This is a genomic window from Fodinicola acaciae (genome assembly GCF_010993745.1).
GTDB lineage: Bacteria > Actinomycetota > Actinomycetes > Mycobacteriales > HKI-0501 > Fodinicola > Fodinicola acaciae.
In genome coordinates, this window is the sequence record NZ_WOTN01000001.1 from 1,822,524 (window position 1) to 1,849,198 (window position 26,675).

Annotated in this window: 21 protein-coding genes and 1 pseudogene; 15 read left to right on the plus strand and 7 right to left on the minus strand. The window is 64.2% G+C overall.

The window, feature by feature from the left end:
• Positions 1–10 precede the first annotated feature (10 nt).
• The 6 genes from fxlA to GNX95_RS08615 all read left to right on the plus strand — a co-directional run bounded on the left by fxlA (position 11) and on the right by GNX95_RS08615 (position 8,728).
• Positions 11–175 (plus strand): FxLD family lanthipeptide, encoded by a 165-nt coding sequence (gene fxlA, locus GNX95_RS44225; RefSeq protein ID WP_163506579.1) that lies wholly within the window; start codon positions 11–13, stop codon positions 173–175.
• Positions 176–345: 170 nt separating this feature from the next.
• Positions 346–3,378 carry a lantibiotic dehydratase gene (locus GNX95_RS08595; RefSeq protein ID WP_246281633.1) on the plus strand — a complete coding sequence of 1,011 codons (3,033 nt, stop codon included), beginning with the start codon at positions 346–348 and terminating at the stop codon, positions 3,376–3,378.
• Between the two features lie 2 nt (positions 3,379–3,380).
• Positions 3,381–4,583 (plus strand): lanthionine synthetase C family protein, encoded by a 1,203-nt coding sequence (locus GNX95_RS08600; protein ID WP_163506581.1) that lies wholly within the window; start codon positions 3,381–3,383, stop codon positions 4,581–4,583.
• Positions 4,580–5,785 carry a methyltransferase, FxLD system gene (gene fxlM / locus GNX95_RS08605; protein WP_163506582.1) on the plus strand — a complete coding sequence of 402 codons (1,206 nt, stop codon included), beginning with the start codon at positions 4,580–4,582 and terminating at the stop codon, positions 5,783–5,785. The genes GNX95_RS08600 and fxlM overlap by 4 nt, the downstream gene beginning before the upstream one ends.
• Positions 5,786–6,284: 499 nt before the next feature.
• A complete protein-coding gene (locus GNX95_RS08610) occupies positions 6,285–7,235 on the plus strand; it encodes a hypothetical protein (RefSeq protein WP_163506583.1) in 951 nt (316 codons plus the stop codon).
• Positions 7,236–7,708: 473 nt separating this feature from the next.
• Positions 7,709–8,728, plus strand: coding sequence for a hypothetical protein (locus GNX95_RS08615; protein WP_163506584.1), 1,020 nt, complete (start codon positions 7,709–7,711; stop codon positions 8,726–8,728).
• Positions 8,729–8,880: 152 nt separating this feature from the next.
• Here the strand turns inward: GNX95_RS08615 and GNX95_RS44230 are convergent, their stop codons facing one another.
• The 3 genes and pseudogenes from GNX95_RS44230 to GNX95_RS08625 form a co-directional block, all read right to left on the minus strand.
• Complete coding sequence (locus tag GNX95_RS44230; protein ID WP_163506585.1) at positions 8,881–9,180, minus strand: 3'-5' exonuclease; 300 nt, start codon at positions 9,178–9,180, stop codon at positions 8,881–8,883.
• A 335-nt stretch (positions 9,181–9,515) separates the two neighbouring features.
• Positions 9,516–9,755: pseudogene (locus GNX95_RS44235) on the minus strand (hypothetical protein); the annotation flags it as partial.
• Positions 9,756–10,088: 333 nt separating this feature from the next.
• Positions 10,089–12,299, minus strand: a complete 2,211-nt coding sequence (locus GNX95_RS08625) for a S8 family peptidase (protein ID WP_246281545.1) — start codon at positions 12,297–12,299, stop codon at positions 10,089–10,091.
• A gap of 48 nt (positions 12,300–12,347) precedes the next feature.
• Here GNX95_RS08625 and GNX95_RS43075 point away from each other — a divergent pair, with 48 nt between their 5' ends.
• On the plus strand, positions 12,348–12,593 hold the full coding sequence (locus GNX95_RS43075; RefSeq protein WP_246281546.1) for a hypothetical protein: 246 nt from the start codon (positions 12,348–12,350) through the stop codon (positions 12,591–12,593).
• A 25-nt stretch (positions 12,594–12,618) separates the two neighbouring features.
• Here GNX95_RS43075 and GNX95_RS08630 read toward each other — a convergent pair whose 3' ends face one another.
• Together GNX95_RS08630 and GNX95_RS08635 are read right to left on the minus strand one after the other, a co-directional pair.
• Positions 12,619–13,584 carry an AAA family ATPase gene (locus GNX95_RS08630; RefSeq protein WP_163506587.1) on the minus strand — a complete coding sequence of 322 codons (966 nt, stop codon included), beginning with the start codon at positions 13,582–13,584 and terminating at the stop codon, positions 12,619–12,621.
• A gap of 69 nt (positions 13,585–13,653) precedes the next feature.
• Positions 13,654–14,529 (minus strand): hypothetical protein, encoded by an 876-nt coding sequence (locus GNX95_RS08635; protein ID WP_163506588.1) that lies wholly within the window; start codon positions 14,527–14,529, stop codon positions 13,654–13,656.
• Between the two features lie 113 nt (positions 14,530–14,642).
• Between GNX95_RS08635 and GNX95_RS08640 the strand changes: the two genes are divergently transcribed.
• From GNX95_RS08640 to GNX95_RS08650, 3 genes are all read left to right on the plus strand, one after another.
• A complete protein-coding gene (locus tag GNX95_RS08640; RefSeq protein ID WP_163506589.1) occupies positions 14,643–14,798 on the plus strand; it encodes a hypothetical protein in 156 nt (51 codons plus the stop codon).
• A 1,424-nt stretch (positions 14,799–16,222) separates the two neighbouring features.
• Positions 16,223–16,546, plus strand: a complete 324-nt coding sequence (locus GNX95_RS08645; protein WP_163506590.1) for a hypothetical protein — start codon at positions 16,223–16,225, stop codon at positions 16,544–16,546.
• 124 nt (positions 16,547–16,670) lie between these two features.
• Positions 16,671–16,952 carry a hypothetical protein gene (locus GNX95_RS08650; protein WP_163506591.1) on the plus strand — a complete coding sequence of 94 codons (282 nt, stop codon included), beginning with the start codon at positions 16,671–16,673 and terminating at the stop codon, positions 16,950–16,952.
• Positions 16,953–17,070: 118 nt separating this feature from the next.
• Here GNX95_RS08650 and GNX95_RS08655 read toward each other — a convergent pair whose 3' ends face one another.
• On the minus strand, positions 17,071–18,039 hold the full coding sequence (locus tag GNX95_RS08655; RefSeq protein WP_163506592.1) for a zinc-binding dehydrogenase: 969 nt from the start codon (positions 18,037–18,039) through the stop codon (positions 17,071–17,073).
• A gap of 532 nt (positions 18,040–18,571) precedes the next feature.
• On the opposite strand from GNX95_RS08655, the gene GNX95_RS08660 reads away from it, so the two are divergent.
• Complete coding sequence (locus GNX95_RS08660) at positions 18,572–19,501, plus strand: GNAT family N-acetyltransferase (protein WP_163506593.1); 930 nt, start codon at positions 18,572–18,574, stop codon at positions 19,499–19,501.
• Between the two features lie 16 nt (positions 19,502–19,517).
• Entirely contained in the window at positions 19,518–22,526 is a 3,009-nt protein-coding gene (locus GNX95_RS08665; protein WP_163506594.1) for a discoidin domain-containing protein, read from the plus strand.
• A 76-nt stretch (positions 22,527–22,602) separates the two neighbouring features.
• Here GNX95_RS08665 and GNX95_RS08670 read toward each other — a convergent pair whose 3' ends face one another.
• Entirely contained in the window at positions 22,603–23,334 is a 732-nt protein-coding gene (locus tag GNX95_RS08670) for a class I SAM-dependent methyltransferase (protein ID WP_163506595.1), read from the minus strand.
• A gap of 158 nt (positions 23,335–23,492) precedes the next feature.
• Here GNX95_RS08670 and GNX95_RS08675 point away from each other — a divergent pair, with 158 nt between their 5' ends.
• From GNX95_RS08675 to GNX95_RS08685, 3 genes are all read left to right on the plus strand, one after another.
• Positions 23,493–24,680 carry a sensor histidine kinase gene (locus GNX95_RS08675; protein WP_163506596.1) on the plus strand — a complete coding sequence of 396 codons (1,188 nt, stop codon included), beginning with the start codon at positions 23,493–23,495 and terminating at the stop codon, positions 24,678–24,680.
• Positions 24,677–25,303, plus strand: coding sequence for a response regulator (locus GNX95_RS08680; protein WP_163506597.1), 627 nt, complete (start codon positions 24,677–24,679; stop codon positions 25,301–25,303). The genes GNX95_RS08675 and GNX95_RS08680 overlap by 4 nt, the downstream gene beginning before the upstream one ends.
• Before the next feature lie 99 nt (positions 25,304–25,402).
• Complete coding sequence (locus GNX95_RS08685) at positions 25,403–26,602, plus strand: FAD-dependent monooxygenase (protein ID WP_163506598.1); 1,200 nt, start codon at positions 25,403–25,405, stop codon at positions 26,600–26,602.
• Positions 26,603–26,675: the final 73 nt, after the last annotated feature.

Sequence of the window (26,675 nt, forward strand, 5' to 3'; positions counted from 1 at the left end):
AGGGAAGCCAATGTACGTCATCACGGAAACGACGAGCGCCACCGACGTCGACGACACATTCACGCTCGACGTGCAAGTCACAACGGAAGATCAACTTCGGGGCGTCGAGGCGCCATGCAGCACAAATGACGGCTGCGCGGCCAGTTGCGCCTCGTCCTGCGCCAGTCGGGGCTAAACCGGGCGGTCTCGCGGGTACGGGACAGGTCCGGCACGTCCGTGCCCGTACCCGCGATCCAACCGACCATCTCGTTAAACACAGGAAGGTTCCACGTGCCTCGAAAAACAGCCGAAGGCGAGCACTACCGGCAGGCCGGCGTGGCATTGCTACGCGCGGCGGTGCGCCCGGTGTTGGGTTCTTCGACATGGTGGCCAGACCCTTCAGATGCCGAAGAATGCCTCAGCTGGCTGCGAAAAACGTGGACGGAAGACGCCCAGGCAGAGGCCATCGCACACGCTAGCCCTGGGCTAGCGGCGTACGTACGCCAACTATTTGCTGCCACTCCGGAAAAGCTTCAACTTGACGACCCGGCGGTAGCGAAAAAGATTCGTCGAGCCACTGCTGCAACCGCGCGCTATGTCCTACGCGCAACGGGTCGACCGACGCCATTCGGGCTGTTCGCCGGCGTTGCTCCTGTGGAGATCGGGAGGGACGTACAGACGTGGTGGGGAACCCGTCATCATCCGATCGCTCGTGTGGACACCGAATGGCTTGCCGACATCGTCCAGCGCCTGGAGTCGAACGAGGCGTTGCTGGAGCGACTCGACGTGCAGTTCAGCAACCTCGCCCGCCGCCGCGGTGACCGCTGGGAACTCCCCCGCGGTCCGAGCCGCGTATCGATCAACGCCACGTCGGCCCTCACCGCTACGAGCGAGCTCGCCCGATCGCCCATCCGTTTCAACGATCTCGCTGACGCGCTGACCGAGCAATTTCCCAACAGCGACCGCGCCACGGTCGTACGCGCCCTGGCCGAACTGGTCCAGCACGAATTCCTCATCACCTGCCTGCGCGCTCCCCTAATCATCATCGATCCACTCGCCAACCTCATCGGAGAGCTCGACGCGATCGGCGCAGCCGACGTACCAGCGGCAGGTCCGCTGCTGACCGAACTTCGTACGATCCATACCGAGCTCGACCATCACAACCACGCTTCACTCCATACGGACGCAGAGAAATCTCCGGCTGCAGACGATCAGCGCGCACAGATCGTCGATCGAATGCGGTGTCATTCCACGGTTGGCCGTACTCCGCTTGCCGTGGATCTCACTCTGGACGCAAAACTCGCATTGCCGATGGGTGTGGCTGACGAGGTCGCGCGCGCGGCGAGCGCGTTGCTGCGGCTGACCCGCTACCCAGCCGGCCGCCCGGTCTGGCAGGACTACCACGCGGCGTTCGTCGAGCGGTACGGCATCGGTGCCCTAGTCCCGGTCGCCGAGGTCACCGGCACCAGCGGAATTGGATATCCCGCTGGCTATCCCGGCAGCGTATTGCCGCTGCCCATCGAGAACGTAGTCAGCGAGCGAGACCGCCGGCTGTTCGCATTGATCTGGGCAGAGGTGTGCACTGGCAGCAACGAGCTCATGCTCACCGACCAGATGATCGACGAGATAGCTGGAGACTCACTCAGACCGGACCGCGTACCGCCGCACGTGGAGATCGCCGCCCGCATCCACGCCAGCAGCCGGGACGCAGTCGACCGCGGCGCCTACCTTCTCACTGTCGCGCCAGCCCGTGCCGGTGGCGTTCTGACCTCAAGGTTTACTCCCACCACGACGGGCTCTGGTTTGGAGGACGTCTACCGAAACCTTCCGGTGAGCACGGAAGGCGCGCTGCCGGTTCAGGTGTCTTTTCCTCCGGCGTACGCCCACGCAGAGAACGTCTGCCGCGTGCCCGCGTACCTGCCGCACGTTCTCTCGCTCGGCGAACATCGCCATCCAGACGAAAACATCCCCATCGACGACGTGGCCGCGTACGCCACCCACGATCGCCTCCACCTGGTCAGCCTGTCCCGCCACCGGATCATCGAACCGCAGGTCTTCCACGCTCTCGACCTCGACAAACAGCCGCCGCCGTTGGCGCGCTTTCTGGCGCATCTGACTCGGGCGTACGCGGCCGCGTTCACGGTTTTCGACGCCGGGCCAGGTGGTGACGAGCTCCCCTACCTGCCTCGGATCCGGTACGGCCGGGCCATCCTCGCCCCGGCGAGATGGCGCGTGACCAGCCGCGACCTACCACCGACGAGATCCGCCGAGCAGTGGCAGTCCAACCTTCGACGATGGCGAGACCGCTGGCGTCGACCGGTTGAGGTCGACCTGCGCGATGACGATCGCAGCATCCGCCTCAACCTCGACGAGCCGCTGCACGCCGACCTCCTGCGCACCCACCTCATGCGTACGGGCCAGGCCGTACTCACCGAACCGCCGCATCCCAGCACGTATGCATGGCTAGGCGGACGCGCCCACGACATCGCTTTCCCCCTCGCCACCACCCATCCGCCGGCACCATCACCCCTCACCCATGTGCCAACCGCCGTCGACAATCACGGGTCCGCACAGCTCCCAGCAGGCCCGGATTCTCGCTGGCTGTCCGTGAAACTCTTCAGCCATCGGGATCATCTCGACGCGATCATCAGCCATCGCCTACCGGCGCTACTGGCCGACATCTCCCAATCGGTCGACGACACTGAGCCGGCGTACTGGTTCGTCCGCTACCGCAGCGCCAACGAAACGGACCACCTCCGACTGCGGCTGCGCCTCATCGACCCTCACGCGTACGGAACGGCCGCAACAGCATTAGGTGCGTGGTCGAAGGACCTGATCGGCCACGGCATCGCCAGCCGGCTCGCTTTGGACACCTACAACCCCGAGCTCGGCCGGTACGGCCACGGCCATGCCATGCATGCAGCCGAAGCGGTGTTTACCGCCGATTCCGCAACCGTCATGGCGATGCTGCAGCACACCCGCGAAATGGCTGTCGACCCGATGGCGTTGGCCACCTTGAACATGGTGCACATCGCTACCGGCCTGCTTGGCGACGACGAGGGAATGGCGTGGCTGGCGACCCAGCCCACGTCGCCTGCAGCGCGACCCGATCGTACGGTCGCGTCGTACGTGACCGGGCTCGTACGCGCTCGACAGCTGCCTCGCTGGCCCATCAAAGTCTCGGCAGCCTGGCGGGTCCGCGCCGACACGTTGCGCGCGTACAGGCCGCAGGTGGCGCGACTGGCGGATATCGATACGGTGCTGGAATCACTACTGCACATGCACCACAACCGCGCCATCGGCATCAACGGCGACCACGAACGCACCTGCCGACGCCTCGCCGGCCAGGCCGCACGCGCGTACTGCGCTACCACGCCGGCAACGATCGGCACCTCATGACAATGACCAGGACGGACGACCTCCTCGCCAGCCCACCCGACCACGAGCCCTGGCCAGGTTGGTACGAAGACCTGTACGCCGGGGCGCCGGGCATTCTCCTGCTTCACGCACATCGAGCCAACATCGATGCTGCGCCTTGGGAAGTCGTGCATCAGTGGGCCAGGAAGATCACCAGCCGCCCACTCACCGCCAATCCCAATGTCGGTGGCCTCTACCGCGGGGTCGCAGCAGTTGCTTTCGCCCTGCATGCCACCGGCCAGCCGGCGTACGAACCGGCGCTGCAAACCCTCGATCGACACATCGTCGACCTCGTTCGCGAGCGGATTCGTCGCTCGCACCGTCGAATCAGCGAACGACGCCTCCCGCAGCTGGCTGAGTTCGATCTCATCCGCGGCCTGACCGGGCTCGGCGCATATCTGTTGTCTCGCGCCAACCAAGACGTACTCCGCGACGTTCTTGCGTATCTTGTCCAGCTAACACATCCGATCGCCATCAACGGCGATCGGATGTGCGGCTGGTGGTCCGCCGACCTACCGCCGAACAACCAGCATTCCCATCAGCGAGGCGGTCACGGCAACCTCGGTCTCGCTCACGGCATCGCCGGCCCGCTCGCATTGTTGTCCTTCGCCGCAAAGTCCGGGATCGCAGTCCAGGGGCAGCTCGACGCAATCCGCCGGATCAGTTCGTGGCTGCAACAGCAGGCAGACGAAACCAATGGGTGCGTACGGTGGCCAGAATTCATCGGGTCCGACCGCGGCTGCGCCACCCAATTGCAAGGCCGGCCATCATGGTGCTACGGGACACCCGGCATCGCGCGCCCTCTCCAAGTCGCTGGCCACGCGCTGAACGACCCGGACCTCAGTCAGTACGCTGAATTCGCCGCGGCTAGCTGCGTCACCGACGAACAGCAACTTCGCCTCATCCGCGATGCGTCCTTTTGCCATGGCTGGGCGGGTCTGCTGTACACCGTTCACCGCATCGCCGCCGACGCGTCCAGCAGTACCGCTCTCACCGGCACGCTGCATCAACTGCAGGAGCGTCTGAAGGAGAGCATGGTCGACGGTCAACTCGCCAATGCCGGTCTTCTCACTGGCACCGCCGGCGTACGACTCGTTGACGAGAGCTATTCCCGTAGCCCGACCGAAATTCCGTGGGATGCCTGCCTGCTCCTTGACACCCGTTCAATCGCGAAAAGGACGAAATGAACAACGCCGTGGCCAGCTCACCTGACGAACTTCGCACCCGCATGGTCGACAAAATCCAACGCAGCATCTGGCCGCCGTCTACACAGGTGGTCGAAGCCATGCTGGCCGTCCCGCGGCACGAATTCGTCCCCAACGCACCGCTGGCCGACGCGTACGACGACATGAGCGTCATCACCAAAACCGCGCCTGACGGCACCGCACTCAGCTGCGCCTCAACGCCCACCATCGTCGGCATGATGCTCGACCAACTCGACGTGCAACCCGGCCAGCGCATCCTGGAAGTCGGCGCCGGAACCGGCTACAACGCAGCCCTACTCGCTCACCTCACCGGACCCACCGGCCACGTCACCACCGTCGACATCGACCCCGAAGTCACCGCCGACGCGCGCCGCAACCTCGACGCCACCGGCAACGACCGCGTACACGTCGCTACCCGCGATGGTGCACTCGGCGACGCCGACCACGCACCGTACGACCGGATCATCGTCACCGTCGGCGCCTGGGACATCCCTCACGCCTGGTGGACCCAACTCCGTACCGGCGGCCGGCTCGTCGCACCGCTGCGATGGCGCGGCCAAACCCAGAGCATCGCCTTCACCCACCACGGCGACCACATGACCTCCGAATCCATGGGCCTATGCGGCTTCGTCCCCATGATCGGACAAGACGGCGAACGCACCGGCCACATCGAACCCGACGGCCACGTCACGCTCTACTTGGACATCGACCAACCCATCGCCCCTGAGCACCTCACGAACGTTTTGGACCAGCCCAAAACCACAACATGGTCCAGGGTCACCGTCGGACCGGACGACACCTTCGACGGCATCTGGCTCCGCCTCACCGCCACAGAACCCGGCACTTGCCGCATCGCCGCGGACCGAACCGCCATCGACACCGACCTCTGCACACCCGCTGTCGGCGTACGCACTCCCGCGATCGTTGAAAACACCTCGCTCGCCTACCTCGCCATTCACCGACCGGCGCGCCAACCCGACCCCGACAACCCGCAGTTCGAACTCGGCGCCATCGGACACGGCCCCACCGGCGCGGAGCTCGCCGACCGCCTATGCGCCCAAACCCGCGCCTGGGACACCAACCGCGCCACCCATCCGCGGTTGACTGCCTACCTTCCCGAGGCCGGCGCGGTCCCCGAGTACGTCATCAGCAAGCGGGAATGCCGGCTCTCAATCACCCTTTGATGGTTGCGGCGGCGGTGCTGAAAGCGACGAGCGATGAAGATGCGCGGCAACGAATTCGCCTGCCGCGTGATAACTGGGCATTATGTTCGCTCACCGACCAAGTTGCCGAACCGGAGCGCGGCCCGATCCGGACCGACCATCATCACTGGCGGCATCAACGGAGGGCCTTCTGCGATGTCACCACATTGCACGATGCGACCACGCCCCTGGCTCAACCGCGCCGGCGGGCCGACCAGAGATCCCGTACGGCCGCGATGATCAACGACAGGCCGATCCCACGACGACACCGCCAACAGCGACAGCAATCAGTGTGAGCTGCGTCTGATCCACGCCGTCCGACGTTACCTGGACAGAAACACCGGAAGAGGTGAATCGACGCTGAGTCGAATGGAGGAGGTTGCGATGGCCGTCCGGTCCAACGTTGCCGCGAGTACCGTCGGGACGACGCCGCCGAGGTGCACAGTAGTAGCCCCGCTCCGTGGATACGAGGAGGCTAGGAGTGCCACCGCTGCGATCGAACGCGTGGAATGTGTTGATCGACATGGAACCAGGGGTAAGTAGGTACGTCGGGCCGCTGGAGGGCAAGCTCGGAAGCCGCAAGGCTTTGAAGGACCTGGTTGACGCCGGACATCTCGCCCTTAACGAGACCCGCCGGCAGGTCTACCGGACGACGACCTCCGTGAACGCGGTTGCGCTCTTCGATGTCCTCCCCGTCGATGGCAGGGCCATCACCAATTCCCAGGCGCGGCAAGCGACAGGCCTGTCCGAGCCGGCGTACGCCGCCGCTCGAGAACTATTGACCCGAACTGGAGAGATCGCCCTCGGCCGAGGCCGGGGCGGAACACTCCGCCGACTGGCCGACGTGAACCCGCTTCAGCGCCCAGGTGCGGTAGATCGGGAAAGCGATCTGTACGCGCCCTTTCGAGGTTGGTTGGACGAGACGGGTCGCCGCGCGTCCCAGGCGATGTGGTTGTCCAAAATCACCGGTCACGGCCGCGGGCAACGCCGCGGAACCGGTCAATGGTCGCGTCCTGATCTTGTCACCGTGGCAGTCACCAACTGGGATTATCTGCCAATCGTCGACGTCGAAGTCCGCAGTTACGAGCTGAAACCGTTCCGAACGGCCCAGAGTCTGGCCGGCGTGTACGAGGCAGCCGGCCACCAACGTCGAGCCCACTACTCGTCGCTGGTTCTGGAATGGCCACCCGACATTGATGAGATACCAGAGTCAATCCAGAACGAGTGCTCCCGCCTAGGAGTGGGCCTTCTTGCTATATGGGCCAACGCTACACGGCACTTACTGGAGCCGGCTCGAATGGCACCGGAACCCGAAACGCTCAACGAATTCATCACCGACATCATGTCTGATGCCCGTGATCGCGATCAGTATCTCAACGCCATCGGACGCCAAGATCAGATTCCAGGCGACGACATCTCAACCGCCGTGTGACGTAGCATGGATGCATTGGCAGAGAAAAGGCACCAGAAAAAAGTTCCCAGGGATCAGAGCCTTCCGTGTGCCGGGATCAAGCATGCGCGGAAGGTGGTCGTTGTTCGAGAGGGTCTCTGAGTACCAGCGGCATGGCGTGCTGGCGCTCGGCGTTTCGCGAAGCCACGGCTCATCCACGCGGCGACAGGCCTGACCGCACCTCTCCCTTCGCCTTGAAAGGTGGAGTCTTCATGTCCTTATCCGCATATGCCGAATGGTGCAGCCGTCGAAAGAGGCGTCTGGACGAACTGTTCGAGTTTAGGTCACCTCCCGGAACTGCCGAACCTGCACAGGATGCGCCGACCCAGCAGCTAAGTTGGGCAATTACAATTCGCCTCGCAGCCGAGTTTCAAGGGTTCTCGCGTAGCCTGCATGACGAAGCGTGCGACGTTTTGTGTGATTCAATGCTTCAGCGGAATACTCCCATGTATAATGTGTTCAGGAGTAGCCTGTCATTCGCCAGAGCACTCGATAAAGGAAATGCGACGCCGACTGGGTTAGCGAGCGACTTCGAACGTCTTGGCCTGGCGCTATGGCCGGCACTTGCGGCCGCCGACCCTGACTCGACCAAGTTGAGAGTTGAGCTTGAATTAGTCAACAAGGCCAGAAACGCAATCGCGCATGACGATGAACTCAAGATGCAAACCCTCCCGAAAGCCAAGAACCCCATTACGTTCGAGGTAGTGAGTGGGTGGCGAAAGGCCCTTGATGAACTGGCCTTGGGGATGAACGATGTAGTGGCCGCATTTCTATCGAGCGTCGCCACCACCACCGCAGGTACCGTGACAGATAAGACCGGCCGGCCAGATATTGGCCAGAAGGTACACGTCCGATGGGGCTTGGACGTAATGTCCGGGACAATAGTTCGGACCTACGACTTAGGTGCGGCCCCACGGGTCGTCGTTCGCCTAGATATTCCCGAAGTAGACAATACGACCATGATCGAGGACATCATCGTCACACTGCCGCTTTCTGCGGTGCTGACGTCGCCACGTAAGAATTCCCCAGCCTACGAACCAGGCGCCTGGGCGAAACCCGTGAGAGGGCACATATTCCAGCGGCACGTGATCGCCGAGACCGAACTGAGTCTACTCCGACTTGAGCGTCTCAAGTCTACGCCTCTCACTCTTCACCGCGTCGACTCTGATGGAGATGTCGACTTCACGGTCTCGTCCGGAGGAGCCGGACTCTCCGGCCGCCGCGTGGTCGATGGGATAATTAAGTACGTCGAACCGCCGTCTGGACTCAGCACGAAGTGGCTGTCGGCGTTCATCAAGGCGACCAGAGCATCATTCCTACCGAAGATACTGATCACGAACGCGTCCTTGCCGCAATCAGCTACTAGAGAGATCGACATCCTGACGGGTGACGATCGATTCTACTCGGTTCAGTGGACCGGGCCAGCAGACAATGATTCGCTAGACGCGGTTCTCGCTACCGCACTTCATCTCTAGCTAGCTAACGCAGAATGCGGAGTTAAGCCGAACGAAGGTCAGCTTGACTATAGAAATCGGCCGGATTACCCCCACTGGCGATGACTCGCGCGGCTGAGTCGGCGACCGTAGGTCGGCTAACGCAGCGGCCACCTCATGATCTACGACGGCCCTCATGCAACCGCCACCTGATACAAGCCCGAGTCAGCAGGAGGCAGCAGGGGCGTCAGCTCACCGGTGTACGTGATGACGAGTTCCTCCCGCGCACGAGTGACCCCTACGTAGAGGAACCGACTGTCTCTACTTGCAGCCTCGTCGTACCCGAATGCTTCGATCCTGTCACCGTCGGGACATCTCTCCGCACCGCAAAATGGAAGGAAAACGACATCGAACTCCAACCCCTTGGCAGGGTAGTAGGTGCCAGCGTAAACGCCGGGTTCAATGCTTCCCAATGGCTCATTGTCGTATAACATCCGTACGTCGTTGACAGCCTGGACGGCCGCTCGCGCTCCGCGCGGGTATGAGCGAATACTCCAACACGCGAGACCTTCCCAAAGTCCGCTGCCGCCGTACTGACCGCAGCCTTCTCAGCTTCCCGTGATGAGCAAGGAATCAGCGTTGGCATTGCACCAGCTGCGCGTCGTGGCTCGCGCGGCTCAACCAAGTCAGCCGAGTCGGTGAAATGTGGCATCTGAGCCATTGCAATGGCGAGGCGCGCAATTTCAGGGCTGTTTCGATAATTCTCGAAGAAGTACTCAACCTTGGGCACCGCCAACCCGCAGGAGCGCCACGAAATTCGCTGCCCGTAAATCTGCTGAGCATAGTCAGCGAACAGCGTTAGAGTGCCATCCTTCTGTATAACCTCGGCCAGTGAGCGGATCATCTCTGGACTGAAGTCCTGTCCCTCGTCGACCACGATGTGCTTGTAGCGTCGGGGCTCCACATCTGACGCCAGCGCGACGCGTACGTCGGTCGACAGTCCTGGCCAGTCGTACGGATGACCGCCCGCAATCCGGGCTGCTCTGTAGTTTTCTCGGATCTTCCACACGGCACGTCGCTGAAGTCAGCGTGGCGGAATCGGGCCCGCAGCGGCAGGTAAACCACAACGTTGCCAACTGGTTAGCGATTGACTCAGGCCAAGAAGCCGAACCTGACGGCACAAACTTACTGCGGCCCATGGTGCGGCGACGGGCATTTTTACTGTGACACGCGGTAACGTCATTCATGCGCCAGAGGAAGCGGCCTTCGTGGGCTGGTCAAGACCGCAACAAACGGTTACCAGGACCGACCTGCCTGGCGTGGTGCGCCAACTCGATCTGACTGGTCAGAATGCGACAAGCATATAGAACTTCCGTCGCGTGGTCGATCGATGCCTTCTTGCCTACTCGATCGGGATCTCGACTGGGAGATGGAGGAGATTCGCGATGGGTGTGTAGAGGTCGACGCTCGTCGCCCCGGTCTTGAGGGAGACAATCAGCCCGTATCGCACTCGCTGATTGACACGGTCGCGTTTCTTGTTGTTCTTCCACCAGCCACCGACGGGGTAGACGGCGAGTTTGCCGGTCGCGGCGAGTTCTGCGCCCGAGGTCTCCCAGATGTCCTGGTGGAGGGAGCCGTAGTTGCGCTGATTAGGTCCGACGAGCCATGACACTCGGCCACCAGCCGGGCGTGCACCTGCTTCCTCGGTGCGTGCTTCCTGGTTGACTCGCTGGACGAATTGTGCCTCGCTTTCGAGTGGGTCCTGTAGCTCGAATCGGAGGCCATGCGATGCATACTTGTACCGCTGCCGCCAGCCGCGCCGAGACGCGGTTGGTTCGATGAAGTAGGAGAGAGTTACGCGCAGGCTCACCGAGGCAGCGCCTAAGTCTTGGAGGACCTCACGTGGCCATGGAAGGTCGTGCAGCCGGAAGGACGGGACCTTGAACTCATCACCTTCAAATGGGGTGAACGCATCCTGTACGACGAGGGTGACTGCCCGCTCGGTTGAGTAGAGGACTCTCTCCTCCGCCGGCACACCCCAGCCGTACCGGCGAAGGCGCAGCTGCTGCGCCTGACGGCCCTGCTTGCGGCTCTGGTCGATCTCGTTGCGCATCACGGGCGTCCACTCAGCGGCGTGGACGAGCAGAGCGCGGACCGTCTCTGGCCAGTATTCGGGGTAAGTCGCCATCACCAGAGCGGCGAGCCTGGCTGCTTGAGCGGTGGCTGCGCTGGTGGCGTTGGCCGATGCCAGCGATTGGTCATTTGTGTGACCGGTGGTTCGCAATGAGAGTGCTGGATGGTTTGGCTCGAACATGGAAGCGCCGTCGTGAAGTACGTTCCCGCCTTCCATGACGATGTCGGGCTTGATTGGCCAACTGCGCGCGCCGAAGGGAAGCGAGGTGCGGCTATGAGGCGACAAATCGCCTTGTTGGGCAACAGCCGACCACCCCTCGTATGCGGGGTCGGTCGGGATTGTGGTCAGGTCTGTATACGCGCCGACTGTCAGCACGTTCCAGGCTTGGCCAGGGTCTTCGATCGCAGATGTGTCTGACTCATCACGAGGGTTGACCGCAAAGTGATTGATGTTGCCGGTGGACACGACAAACAGTCGTGCGGCGTTGGTGTCAGGCGGCGCGAGCAGACGAAGGGCACTGCCATCCCTGACCACGCTCGCACCCACCGCAAGCGCATCGACGGTCGCAGACCACAAAGTTGGCTGACCGGGATTCCCTGGCGTGTCGCTCGTCGTGCTGACGGGCATGCAGAACGCCCGCCGTCGCGTCGTGGTGATCTCGGGTAGCGACACGGCCTGCGCGGTCACGTCACCGTAGGTAACTGGGACGTGCTGGGGCTCGGTTTTCGTTGGAAGGATTCGGACTGATTCCAGTCGGTGACGAAGCGGTATTTGATCTGACTCGACGAGGTGTTCGTCCATTTTGTCGCCGAGGAGCGCGACGCCGGCCATCTTGGTGCCGTGGCCATTTTGGTCGGAGCCGCTGACGCCGACCACTGTATGGAGATCCTGTGCCGCGAGTGATCCTTGGAGAAGGACATGGGTGCGGGCCACGCCCGTGTCGAGGTGACAGACGGCTGGCTGAAGCTCGTCTGCGGGCTCAAGCCGTCGCGCTAGATCATCGACGTACTCGGCCTGCTCCTGCAGGCTGAGGTCCTCGATAGTGTCGATGAACTCAGGGCGCCGAATCTCGGCGACGGAGACGGCAGTAAAGGGAAGTATTTCGAGCTGAGCCCACGTGGATTCGACCCACGTGACCTCACGATCTATAAGACTGAGCAACCGATCCGACATGCGGAGCCCGTTGACCTCAGCGAATCGCCGCAGCAGCACGGCTCCGCTCTCACCTGGTCGTAACCAGACTTCCCACCAAGTCTTCTTTCCTTCAGGTGGGGCGCCGTCAGATTGCCAGAGATCGAGTAGGACGGTCGACCGAATGCGGGCGATGTTGGCGACAAGCTCGTTGTTGCGTGGCATGCCCCTGGGCGTCTGCTTGCCGAGGTAGTCCTCGAAGAGTTGGAGGAACTTCGCCCGGTATTCGTCACTTACCCAGACTGTGGCGCGCTCGGGAGCGCCCGTGTTGCGGTCGGCAGGAAACACGGAGAGGAGGAGCCATCTCGGTCGTGGGTCTCTGTGGGTCGTGAGCTGTTGGAGCGTGTCGAGCTTCAGTGGATAAGCCGGGTCATCGCCTTCCAACGTGATGATGGTCCCGAGTGCGTGAAGCTCGTCTTCAGTGAGCCGTTGAGTCCGATTCTCGTCGGCAGCAGAGAAGGTCGATTGCAGCTCACTCAGGCGATCGCGGCCGTGACTGGCGCGGTCTTCGACTGGCCGGATCTGGGGATTGCCTCGACCTGGGCGGCGGAACGCCTCGTTTGCCGAACGGTCCTCTACTAGGAGGTGGCTGAGGTGTTGGTGACCATCAGCCAAGGCTCGCCGCCTGTCGTGACTTGAGAGCGAGCCTGAGGTCGTCTGCGGTCACCGTGGTCCTCCCGGCGAGGATGACGCTCTTGGCGGCAGACTCCGCGGCCCGCACCAGGTCGGCGTGGGAAAGTCCGGCCACGTCGTCGGCCAGCGCCGGCCATCGGACGCCCTTCGCGAGTGAGCCGAGCCTGCCCCGGATGACCGCTGCGGCTTGCTTGGCGTCCGGCAAGGCGTAGTCGAGAACCACGTCGAAGCGTCGGAAGAGTGCCTTGTCCAGGATTGACCGGTGATTCGTCGCTGCGATGATCAGGCTCTCGCTTGAACTGTTCTCCAAGAACACCAGGAACGAGTTGAGGATGCGGCGGGCCTCTCCGACGTCGTTCCCGGCTCGGTCGCCGCCGAGAGCGTCGAACTCGTCGAACAGGTAGACACCACGCTGGACCTCAGCGGAGTCGAAGATGAGCCGCAGTTTGCTCGCTGTTTCGCCCATGAACTTGCTCATGAGACTGTCCAGACGGATCGTCAACAGCGGCAGCGACAGTTCGTGCGCAAGTACGGCGGCGGTCATCGTCTTGCCGGTTCCCGGCGGCCCTTCGCACAGGAGCCGGTGAGCAGGCTCGAAGCCGTGATCGAGCAGGTTCTTGCGCTGAAGCTGCTCGGTCAGGATGCGCCGGATCTGCGCGGCGAGCCCATCGGGTAGAACCAGTTCCTTGAGACTGACAGATGGGTGGGAGGCAATGACGAGGTCAGACAGGTCGCCGCGGGGCTGCGCGATCGAGGTGACCTTCTTCGGCCGCTCGGCGCGAGAGTTCTCGACGGCAGCCTTTAAGTCCGCTGCCAGCCGATGGTGCCCCTGACGGGCAGCTTGGGCGGCGACCTGGAGTGCGACGGAGTAGAACGCCTCGTCATCACCGCTCGCGTGGCTCTGTACGAGCGCCTTGACGTGCTCACCGGAGCCGGCCACACCCCACCTCCCGTCACACCTCGTCCCGAGGTCGAGTGTAGGGGGCAGGTCATCAGAAGGCGCCCGAACCTATGTCGGCGGGTGAGTTTCGTCAGACGGCTTCGTGCTCGGGGTGGGCAAGCCCAGAACGGTGAGCAGGTCGCTGCAGCAGTGGTTGAGGGCGGTTTCCATGTCCGCCTTCTCGTAGAGGTTGCTGGCGGGATCGACGCTCGCGGCGAGAACCGGTTGCCGGGCTGCGTAGTCAGCGTGATGCATGAGGTGAGTGGTGCGTGCCTGCCGGAATTCAGCGTCGGTCACCTCCCCAGCGTTGAGTCGCGCGGTGGCGTCGGTGCGGGCTCGAACGATCCCGATGATCGCGTCGACGGTGTACGGCGCGTCGGGGTGACCAATCGCGCGTCGTAGCTGTCGCCGCTCGGGCTCGAACACGGCGCGCAGCGCGTCGTCGATGTGCTGGTACGGGTCCGGTACGTCGGGAAGGCGCGCGGTGTACCCGACATTTCTCAGTACCTCCAGGAGGTGGTCGCGCGCCTGGCGGGTGGCGTCGGGGTGGCTCATCTGGTTGATCAGTTGCTTGGCGGTTGTGGTGGCGATGTCCAGGTTGACCTTAGAGTCACCGAGCCAGGTCATGAAGGCACGCCGGGCCTGGGACAGCGGAACGTACTCGTCCCCCCAGTACAGCCAGAGCCCGACTGGGATCCGAGCGAGGCTGCGGATGCGCTGGCCAGTTCGTCGATGGTGCAGCAGGGTCAGCAAGAGCATCCGCTGACGTGCCGGATAGAGCGCGGGCCGGGATCCGTGGCCTTGGCCGGCGGAGCGTTTCGCCGGGTAGTCCAGCAGACCCCGTTCGGACCAGTCGCGAATCGATCTGGCCCGTACCGAGTACCCGGCCGCCGCAGCGTCCGCGACGAGGTCATCGATCGTCCCGGGCTGCCTGATCTCCTCCACCCGTTGGAGATTACACGAGACTGACCTAGTCGGAGATGTCGCGTTCATGAGCCTGCCAGGCGATAGTCCTTGTGGAGATAACACGATCTCCCCGATTGAAAAGAGGGAAGAGGATGACGTTGAAGCAGATCATCGCCATGATCGTCGGCAGCCTTACTGGCGGTTGGGTCCGGGAGCTGCTCTTGCGGCTCGGCCTGGACCAAACACTCGCCGCCGTCAGCGGGGTTCTCGCCGGCTCGATAGTCACCACCGCGATCGCCGCGAGGTGAACCTGACAGCCAACGACCGGTGTCTGGTCTGGCCAGTCCGCATTCCCGGCAGCCAGACCAAGACAACGGGCTGACCTACCTCTATCTACGCGTTTCAGACCTGCTCCAGAACGTGCCCAGAACGTGCCCAGACGCACCGAGACGGTGTGATACGCAGCGGTACAAGCTGGACGGTCAGGTCGACAAGCTACGCACAAATCCGTACTCAGGGGCACAGATCGAGACCGTCCGAACAGCACTCCTGTCGACTGAAAATCGGAAGGTCGACGGTTCCACTCCATTCCCCTCATGATCCGACGCAGCGTCCTCCCACACCAAAGGTCGACCGACGTACCGGGGGTAAGGCTCGCGCCGGCGCACTTATGGGCCGCCAAGCCTCAGGGCGGACGCGTTTACAGACCGCCGCTGCATCGGCTACCGACGTTGGAACAGGCTCGATGCCCATCCACGCGATCACCTTGAAGGTAACTTGACAGCCGCCGACGGCAGCGTGCACGGCGCCGAAGGGTCTATCCCGACCTGGTGATCCGGCGGGGCTCGATCGGGAGGCGTACGACGACGCGAATATGCAGGTCACGAAGAGGGCTGGTTGGTGTGGATGCTGCTTGAATCGCACCGGGGGCACCAGCAGCGACCGAGGTCGGACGGCGGACCGAGGTGGTGCCGCGAAGTGCCATCCCACCCAGGAGCCGGCGACCGCCAGCACTCCTCTGAGCAGCAGCGCGAACATCCCGGCGAGCAGTGAACTGCCCACACCGCGCGCCGGCTCAGTCGTCGCGTCCTACGCTGTCACCCCCGTCAGGCCGCCCGCCTTCGTTCCGCCGTGTTCCACGCATCGCTGTCGGTCACCCGGGAGTCAGCGACCAGGCCCAGGTGTTCACGCCATGGGCCATCAGGACCGACCCGTGCTCAGCCTGCCGCCTCGCGGCCGCCATGCGGCGGCGGACGCGTGCGCCCGCGGCCGTACCGATCAGGCGTTCGTCGGTCCTCTCATGACGGGACAACCGGCCTCCTGCGCCGAAGGTCAGCGAGTGGGTGGGGGCCACCGCGGCAGCGTAATCGCTTGACGCTGCCCGGCGCGGACGTGATCGATCGGCGCGACGGGTCTCGCGCTCGTGCCGATCGCGCTGTCGCCGCAACCTGATGAGCGTTCCCGCGCGTCAGTTTAGGTGTGGCTGCGCGGAAACGAGACGTTCACTCGCTGGGACCGGTTCGGGGAGACGGAGTTGAGGGTCGTGACATTTGGCTTTTCTCGGCGTACGTTGCTGCGCGCCGCGACGGGTGGCGAATTGACCGCGGCGCTGCCAGAAACATTGCCCGGACTGCGGTCGGCCGCGGTGGCTGTTTCCGGTTGGGGTGGTTGCGATCTGGTTTCGGGAGTCCGGTAGCGACCGGTTGACGGTCGAGCTGTCCGCGGCGGATCGGTGCCGTTGCGTGGTTTCGGGCTCGGCGGCGTCACGTACGAGGTGACCGGGCCGCGGCAGCCGCGTGGATCCGACGGCGTCTCGGCGACGTTCCCGGTCGGTGGTGCGTTCGGCTACGATCCGGCGGCTGGCACACTCACGCTCACCGCGGACGGCACCAGGGGCCGGCTGACGGTCTGTGCGGCGCGGTTGAACCCGCCGGCCGGTGAGGCGTTCGAGCCGATCACCTTCGACGGTTTCACGGTGTACGCGTCGTCGCGCGGTTTTCGGACGCCGGACCACGCCGCGGTCCAGGCCTACGGCCGGCGGTCGTGGCCGCACTGACCAAGCTGAACGGTTACCTCGACACCTGTCGCACAGCGACCGGCTGGCGGGTCACCGCGCTCGGAAACACCGAGCCACGCGAAGATCCGCAGGCATCGCGACCGGATATCTGTTGCTGCACCAGATGACCGGCGACGCCACCCATTTGGCGACCTCCCGCCGAGCGCTGGACTGGCTGGTGGCCAACCAGCAGGCCGACGGCGGTTTCGGACTACCGCGGTCGTGGGGTGTGTCCAACAAACACAACCGGCTGGCCGCGCATTTCGGCAACGGCACCGATCATCCGGCCGGCACCGCGTACGGGGTCAACGTCGTCAACTGCGGACGGGCCGGGTGGCCGCAAGATCGATCCGGTCAGGTCGCGGTGAGCGAACTGGGTTCGCGAGAATGGCGAGGGTGCCGGTGAGATGGTCGTCGTGCGTACGGACCGAAAGCCACCGCTCCGCTTCGGAAGTCCATTCCGTTGGCGGTGATCAAAGCCTGGTATTTCCGCCGAAACAAACGTCGAATATTGGCTGGCGCGCTCAGCAGGTGAGAACGATTTTCCCGAACGCCGCGCCGGAAGCCAGGCGTACGAACGCCGCATGCGCGTCCGCCAATGCAAATGTCGAGTCGACGATCGGCCGCAGCTTCTCCCGCGCGACGAGCGCGAGCATCGCGTCGAGCTCCGCGCGCGTACCCATTGTCGACCCGGCCAGCGACAGCTGCCGAAAGAAGAGCTGCCGGAGATCGACCTGCACGAGATGGCCGCTTGTCGCCCCGGCGATCACGCACCGCCCGCCGGGCTTGAGCGCCTTCATCGAGTGACCCAGCGTCGCCTCGCCGACGGTGTCGATGACGACGTCGACGCGCTCCGGCAGTCGCGCGCCGGGCTCGACCGGCACCGCACCGAGGTCGGCCGCGTGCTTGAGCTTGGCCTCGTCGCGACTGGTGACATAAACGGTCGCCCGCAACGCTTTGGCCAGTACGATCGCCGCGCTCGCGACGCCGCCACCGGCACCCTGGACCAGGACGCTGCCACCGTCCGGCAGCCGGCCGCGGCTGGTCAGCATCCGGTAGGCCGTCAGCCACGCGGTTGGCAGGCAGGCGGCCTCGACGAAGCTCAGTGCCGCCGGTTTGGCCAGCAGGTTGCGCCGCGGCACCGCGACCCGTTCGGCCAGACATCCGGGGAAACGCTCGGAAAACAACGTGCGGCGCGGGTCGAGGGTCTCGTCGCCACCGCCGGCCGCCGGATCGCCGAGCACGCCGTGCACGATGACCTCGTTGCCGTCCGGATCCAGGCCGGCCGCGTCGCCGCCGAGGATCATCGGCAACTGCTCCTCGGCCAACCCGACCCCGCGCAGGGCCCAGATGTCGTGATGGTTCAACGCGGTCGCGCGTACGTCCACCACCACCCAGTCACCGTCCGGCGCCTTGGCCTCCGGCAACTCCCCGACTTCCAAGGCAGACAACGGATCGTCCGCATCGATGCGTGCGGCGTACGCGGCTAGCATGTCTCGACCGTACCCACCAGAACGTCGCCGTAAAGCCGACGGCCTGTTGCGGACCAACCACTTGTTTTAGCGCTAACTCTCACTCTCGCGCGCGTCAACCTCGGACAGTACGACAGTTGACGACGTTCTCGACGCGGAGTGTGCACTCGATCAAGGCCTTAACCGGTTTGGGTGGCACAAACTGGTGCGCGCCAGTTTTCGTGGATTATCTGGACTATCCTGTCCGAGCCAAGCCTTGGTGCATCTTTTACGGGATGGCCGAGACACCACTCGCTTAGACCAGTCGTTTCCGTGTTCCCGCCCGTGACAGAGCCTTTACCGCTGCGGCTCCGGCATAGTGGTCTAGTTGAATTGGCACCCCAGGCCGGCGTCGCAGGCGCTAGAGCATTGGATGCGGGAGCATCTCGCCGTATAAACAGCTGCGCACATCGAACATTGTTTCGCCGACTGGATCTTGTTGACGCCGTTTCCAGTTTTTCTCCGACATGGCAGGAATGGGTGCGTAGTGGACGAGCCGCTGACGGTGGTCGGTATGCAGTTGAGGCCTGATCCCAGTGGTCAGGTCTGGTCGATTGTCGACCCAACGGACACCGTTGTCGGCGAGGTGCGCCTACGTTGGGTCGACGAGCGGAATGCGACCGCGGAACTTGCCTGCCGGGTGGTGCCAGAAGCGCGGCGTCAGAGGGTCGCCAGCAGGTCGTGCGCGATGGTGAGCCGGTGGGCCTTCGAGCACGGTTACCAGCGAATCGAGGCGTTCACCAACCGACTTGACCTGGCCGGTCATCGGACCGCCATCGCCGCGGGTTTCACGTACGAGGCAACGAAAATCGCCGCGGCGACCGGCGCCGATGGCGGGCGCGAGGACGTGTACGTGTGGCGTCGCCTGCCGGGCGATCCGGACGGCCCGGCTGAGCGGTTGCTTCCGGATCCGCCGGCTGCCGGTGTGACCGACGGTGTCGTGCTGATCCGGCCGCAACTGGAGGCGGATGCCGAATGTTTCGTCGCCTGCTGGAAAGACGCACAGACGCAGCGGTGGCTGAACCAACCGGCGGACAAGACGGTCGAGCGCGCGCGACTGGAAATTCGGCGCGGTGGCGCGGATTGGCTGATCGGCCGCGCCGCGCATTTCACCGTCGTCGAGGTGGCGACCGGCGTGCCCTGTGGTGACTGTACGGTCGGGTTGGCGATGCCGGACATGGGGATCGCCCAGCTTGGCTATCTGATCCATCCGGCCTTTCGTGGCCACGGTTATGCCGCGCGTGCGGCGCGACTGGCCGCCGACTGGGCCATGACGGTGCCGGCGATCGGCCGGCTGGAGGTCAGCGCGGCCGTCGCCAACAAGGCGAGCCTGCGAGTCATCGAGAAGGCCGGATTCCGTTACGAGGGAGTCATTCGCGGCTATCTCCCCAACCCCGACGGTCCACGACTGGACTCCCGACAGAGCGCGCGCGTACGCGACTGATCTCAAGGAGAACCTGATGCCTGCTGCGCTCAGAATGTTCGTGGTCGCGGCCGTCGCGGCGACAACTGTCGCGATCGCGGCGCCAAGCCAGGCAGCGCCGGCGCCGGTTACCAGTGTCTGGACGGAAAACTCGTCGGTCAATGTGTTTCAGGACAGCCTGCCACAACCCGGATCCTCGACGGCGATCAACCTGACGATGGCGCGCAACGAGTACGAGGCGGCGCAGATCGCGATCCGCCGCAGCGCGCAGTTCACCATCCAGAACGTGAGTTTCGGCAACCTGACCAGCGGCGCCAACACCCTCGCGGCGACGAATCTTGCCTACCAGTTCGTGGAGTTCGAGCATCTCAACCACAACACCATTGCCGATTTCGAGCAATGGCCGCTCGACAATCCGATCCGCAGCGCACCCGGTGATTTCCCGGACGCGCTGTCCAACGACACCTCGCTCACGGTGCCGGCCAATCAGACTGCGCCTATCTGGATCCGCGCGTACGTGCCGGCCGCGACACCAGCCGGCGTCTACACCGGCACCGCGACGGTCGTCAGCAATGCCGGCAACACCAGCGTGCCGGTCACCGTGGACGTACGCGACGTCACGATCCCGAACGCGGCGCAGAGCTCGTTTACCACCGCGATGTGGATGCGCCAGCTGGGACCACTGGATCTCGGTCAGACCGACATCGTGAAAGACACGTACGGCATAACGAAATACAGCGCCGACTGGTGGGCGTTGATGGACAAGGTGGCCGCATCCATGCGCGCGTACCGGCTCAACAGCCTGTCGCTGCCACTGATCACCCTGATGCTGGACGGTAAGTCCTATCTGGACGGTTCGACCTACCACTTCAACTGGACGTATTTCGACCAGGTCGTCGACCGGTTCATGAGCACCGACCACGCGGTCAATCAACTGGAGGGTTTCGGCTGGTTCTACAACTGGGACGGCACCACTGCGACCAGCGACATCATTGGCGGCACGCCGACGGCTCCGGTGCGGACCGCCGTGCAGTCCGACACAGCGCAGGCCAAGCGATGGCAGACGCAGTTCATCACCGCCCTGCGCGACCACGTCCGGGCCAAAGGCTGGGAAAGCCGCTTCTGGATGCACGTGTCGGACGAGGTGCAAACCGACACGTCCGACCGTTATCGGGCGGCCTGCGACACCATCCACTCGATCTGGCCGCAGGTCAGGATCGCGGACGCCAACAACGTCCAGGAATCACAGGAAAACGTGGCGGACAAGGAAAACTTCCTCGTCCCCAACCTCATGATCGCCAACGACCACCCCGACTACTACGCGGGCGCCGGCAAGCCGTTCTGGCTTTATACGGCCAACATCCCGACCGGCTCGTACCTGAACAGGTTCATCGACCAACCGGTGTACGCGCAACGCGAAATGATGTGGTATGCCTACACACTCGGCGCCACCGGCTATCTGCACTGGGCCTACGATGCCTGGGATTACGCGATCGACGACGAGGACACCAAAGGCGACGGGTGGATCGTCAAAGCCGACACCGCCCACAAGACGATCAAACCGACGATCCGGCTGGAATCGCTGCGCGACGGCATCGAGGACTGGGAGCTGCTCAAGATCGTCGGCCAGGCCAAACCCGCGCTGGCCAAGGGGATCAGCACGGCGCTTGTCACCGACGCCACGCGCTACAACCAGGACACCGGTTTCGTCACCCGCATGCACAACGCGCTGGTCGCCGCCGCGGCCGGCGGCCGCACCTTCAGCACCGCGTTGACCGCCAACGCCAACCCGTCGGCATCGAGCGGATCCGCGCCAGGCAACGCGATCGACGCTGACCCTGCCACCAGCTGGAAATCCACAGCGGGCGGATCGCAGTGGTGGCAGGTCGACCTCACCAGGCAGGCACAGGTCGACGCCGTCAAGCTGACCTGGGGCAGCGGCTATCCCAGCTCGTACAAGGTCCAACTTTCCTACGACGGCACCACGTTCGCCGACGCGTACGCCACGACCGCCAATGCCGGCGGCGACACCTTCGCCGCCATCAATGGAAAAGCGCGATACATTAGGATCGCCGCCAGCAACTGCCCAGCCGCCGGCTGCGCGCTCGCTGATGTACAAATCGGCGGCGCGTTCCTGGCCAGCCCCAACCTGGCCGGCGGCAAATCATACGACGAACCCGACCCAGATCCTGCCTATCCCGACCACGGATACTCCACCGACGGCGTACTGGCCGGACATTTCGACGACCATCGCTCCTACGGCTACCACGTCGGCACCAGCGGCACCTTCACCGCCACGATCACCATCGACCTGGAAACCACGGCAACACTGGGAAGCGTACGCATACACCGATACCAGAAATACGAGGACTATTACGAGCCGAACAGTGTCGTCGTTTCCACGAGCACCGACAACCAAAACTTCGCACAGAAAGCCAACGTCACCGAAGCCAACGGCACAGACGGACTCTGGTACGACCTGACCTTCCCGCCAACCGACGCGCGCTACGTACGCGTGACGTTCGCCAAAACCGGCGGCGGTCACGCCGACTGGCTTTTCCTGGACGAAATCGAGGCGTACGCACCACCGGCCGGTCAACAAACCGACCTCGCACAAGGCGCCGGATACACGATCTCCGAAGAACCCGACCCGCGATATCCCGACACGGACGGCCGCGAATCCACCGACGGCGTGGTCGCCGGCGGCTACACCGACGGCCACGGCTACGGCTTCATCGTCGACTACCTCACCGCACAACCGATGACCATCGACATCGACCTGCCGGCGCAGAAACACCTCAACAGAGTCAAAGTCGCCAAATACGACGACGGAGGCGAACACAACTACGCACCGGACCGCGTCGACATTTACACCAGCACCGACGGCAGCACTTACACCTACCGCGGCTCCGCCCTCTGGCCAACCGGCCAGTGGTACGACATCACCTTCCCGGACACGGTCGCCGGCCATGTCCGCGTCGCACTCAGCAAAACCAGCGGCGCCAACGCGGACTGGCTCTTCGTCGACGAAATCGCCGCGTACTAGGGTCTGGTTTCGAAGTCCCACGTGGATGAGAGGCGTTTGGGCTCGGCTATCGCCGCGTGGGACTTCGAAACAGACCCTAGTTCGGCTTGGTCGCGGTCACCATTTTGGTCGGCATCCACGGTCCGTACCAGAAACGCCAGCCCAGCCCACGCCTTCGTACGTCCCTCGCGCCGAGCTGTTCCAGACGACGCGCGTACGCGCGAACGTGCCGGATGTCGGCCACGGCCAGCCTGCCGCCGGGCCGCAACACGCGGATCGCCTCGTCAATCGCGGTCGCGCGACCGGCGGCGGAAGGGATGTTGTGGATGGCGAGGCTGCTGACGACAAGGTCGAAACTGGCGTCGTCATAAGGCAGTTTCGTCATGTCACCCGTATTCAGTTGAACACGGTCGCTCACGCCTTCAGCGGCCGCGTTCCGTGCCGTCACCTCGATCGCGTTTCCGGACTGGTCGACGCCGCGCCACAGGTCGATGCCGATCGCAGCGCCAACCGGAAGGCGTTTCGCGGCCTGGATCAACACCAGTCCACGGCCGCAACCCAGGTCCAGCACCCGCTCGTCGCCACGCAGCTCAAGCTGGTCGAGAATGGCCGACCAGCAGCGAATTTTGCCGACGCGCGTGGTGTAGAGATAGCTGGCCGCACTCACCAACGACACGATTGCCCAGACAGCCCACCAGGTTTCCAGGCCGGTCCCCCAGCCAAGAACCAGCCCGGTCAGGAAGACGGCGGTGAAGACCACACCGCCGGCGATCATCAATGTGGGGACGTACGGCGCGTCGACGCCATAATTGGCGCGGTCCGTCGTCATTGTGGATTCATTCGTCACGAAGCCACATGATATGGCGCCGCGACGCTTCGGCCACACCAACGGCCGGTGGAATCCGGTGTCCACCGACCGGTGGACACCGGCGGTGGACGAGGCGTTGGATGTTGCGGGAAAATACCGATGTGGCGAGGAGATCCGGAATGGCGGCCAAGGGCGCGGACGCCTGGCGTACGCTGTCGCTTTGGCATCTGGTGTTCGTGGTCGTCATGGTGACGTCGGCCGGTGCGGTGGCCTTCGACGGCAGGACGACCGGCGCGCAGACGCTGGCGGCTCTGATCGTCCTGGCCAGCATGTGCGTGCTTTACGTGTCGCTCGGAATCCGTGCGTTGTCGACGGCGTACGACCAGGTGAGCTCGCTGGTCGTCGGATATCTCGTCGGAATGGTCGCGTTGGCGCTGATCCTGACTGGCATCAACCTTGGCGGCGCATTGGTTTTCCTGGTGGTCTTCTCACATCTGTGGATGGCGCTTCCGTTACGTACGGCCATAGTCGCGAACGTCGTAGCCGCCGCCGCGCTCGGGGTCGTGATCGCGGTGCGCTATCGGGGCCCGGATCATGTGTCCTCCGGGCTGCTGCCGGCGATCGCAGCGGCCATGGTGCTGCTGGGAATTCTCGGCGGCATCTGGATTTCCCGGATCATCGACCAAAGCCGGCGGCGAGCCGAGTTGCTCGCCGAGCTGCGGGCCACCAGGGCACAGCTGGCGATGGTGAGTCACGAGGCCGGCGTACGCGCCGAACGCGAGCGGCTGGCCCGCGACATCCACGACACGCTCGCGCAGGGTTTCACCGGCATTCTGCTCAGCCTGCGCACCATGAAACAGGAAATCGCCGACGACCCGGAGGCGGCCGAACAACGGCGCGCCACCTTGGAGACACTGGCGCGGGCCAACCTGGAGGAGGCGCGCGCGTTGATTGCTTTCCTGACACCGACGCTGTTGGACGGTGCGTCCCTGGCCGACGCCGTGCGACAGCTGTCCGACCAGTTCAGCCGGGAACTGCGGATCGAGGTGACGGCGCGGATCACCGGCACTCCACGCGTTTTGGCCGCCGATCGCGAAGTGGTGCTCCTTCGCGCGGCGCAGGAAGGACTGGCCAACATACGCAAACACGCGGAAGCCGACCGGGTGGAGGTTGAGCTGACCTATTTGGACGACGAAATAATATTAGCGATCCAGGACGACGGCCGCGGCCTCGCCGGCGCCGGTCACGGCTTCGGATTGACCAATATCAGAAATCGCGTCGCCGAGATTGGGGGCACCGTCAGCGTTCAGTCCCCCGGCGGAAAAGGGACCCGGCTGGTCGTCAACGCGCCATTGGTGGCGGCATGACGATACGAGTGGTGATCGCCGACGACCATCCGATCGTACGCGCGGGCCTGCGGGACATCGTCCACGCCGAGGACGACATCGATGTCGTCGCGGAATGCGCCGACGGCCAGCAGGCGGTCCAGACCGCACGCGAGTCCAGGCCTGACGTGGTGTTGATGGATCTGCGGATGCCGCGCATGGATGGCGTCGCCGCGACCGGCCAGATCACCGCGCAGAGACTGTCCCGCGTGCTGATCCTCACCACGTACACCGGCGACCGCGATGTGGTCGCGGCCATCGAGGCCGGCGCGACCGGCTACCTCGTCAAGGACGCGCCGCCGAACGAGCTGATCGACGCCGTACGCGCCGTCGCTCGCGGCGAGACAGTGCTGGCACAGCCGGCCGCCGCCATGCTGGTCAACAAGATCCGGACCACCACGTTCACCGCGTTGTCCGCACGCGAAACCGAGATCCTCCGCCACGTCGCCGCCGGCATGTCCAATCCGGCCATCGCGCGACACCTGCACATCGGCGAGGCAACCGTCAAGACACATTTGCTGCGAACGTTCGAAAAACTCGGCGTCAACGACCGTACGGCCGCGGTCATCGCCGCCATCCGGCACGGGATCCTGCCGGCGCCGTGACAAACCACCTTCGCCGGCAGGGAACGCACGCGATGAGTTTCCGGCCGTATCCGAGTCTGCCTGTCCAGACGGACCGAAACGATCGCAGGAGGCGGGCAGATGAGTGGTGTGAGGGTGTTGGTGGCTGGTGCGAGTATCGCGGGGCCGGCGTTGGCGCATTGGTTGTGTCGGCGTGGTGCGCGGGTGACGGTGGTGGAGCGGGCGTTGGGGTTGCGTGGGGGTGGTCAGGCGGTGGATGCGCGTGGGGTGGCGCGGGAGGTGATTGGTCGGATGGGGTTGGAGGCGCGGGTGCGGGCGGCGCGGACGTTGACGGCTGGTGCGTACACGGTGGATGTGGATGGGGCGGTGGTGGAGACGTTTCGTGCGGAGGATGATGGTGGGGATGGGTATATCGCGGAGATTGAGATTCTGCGGGGTGATCTGTCCCGGGTGTTGTATGAGGACACGCGGGATGGGGTGGAGTATGTGTTTGGGGATCGGATCGCTGAGCTGACTCAGGACGGCGAGGGTGTTGATGTGCTGTTCGCCGGTGCCGGTGGTGCTGGTGGTGGTGGTTGGCGGCGGTTTGATTTGGTGGTGGGCGCGGATGGGTTGCATTCGGCGTTGCGGGCGATGGTGTTCGGGCCGCATGAGCGGTTTGTTCGTCATTTGGGGTTGGTGTTGGCCTTCTACAGTGTGCCGAACGAGTTTGGGTTGGGGCGGTGGTTGTTGGACTACCGGGACGCTGCCTCGGGGCGTTCGGCTGGTTTGCGGCCGGTCCCGGATCCGAGCCGGGCGATGGCGATGTTGTCTTTCCCGGCGGCTGATTTCCAGGTCGACTATCGGGACGTCGCGGCGCAGAAGCGGTTGCTGCGGGAGCGGATGGAGGGGATGGGATGGTTGACTCCGCGCATCCTGGGCCACGCCGATGACACGCCGGACTTCTACCTGGACCAGGTCGCCCAGGTGGTGATGCCGCACTGGTCCAACGGGCGGGTCGGGCTGATCGGCGATGCCGCCTACAGTTCCTCACCGATGTCCGGCGGCGGCACCGGCCTGGCCCTGGTCGGCGCCTACCTGCTGGCCAGCGAACTGGCCGCCGCCGACTGGGACCCACACACCGGATTCACCGCCTACCAACACCGGATGCTCCCGTACGTGCAAGCCAACCAGAAAATCGGCCGCCTCCACGCAAACAGCCTCAACGGCACCCAACACCACACCGAACCCGAATGGGACCTCGACCTGATCCAACGCGCCATCAACGGCGTCGACCTGCCCGACTACAAGGAACTGCCGGACAACGCGAAGCCGAAGTGAGCGCGACAGGCCACCGAAAGGCCACGGCGTTCCGGCAAAGTCGCACGAGTTGGCCTCGGCGTGCAGCGCCGGC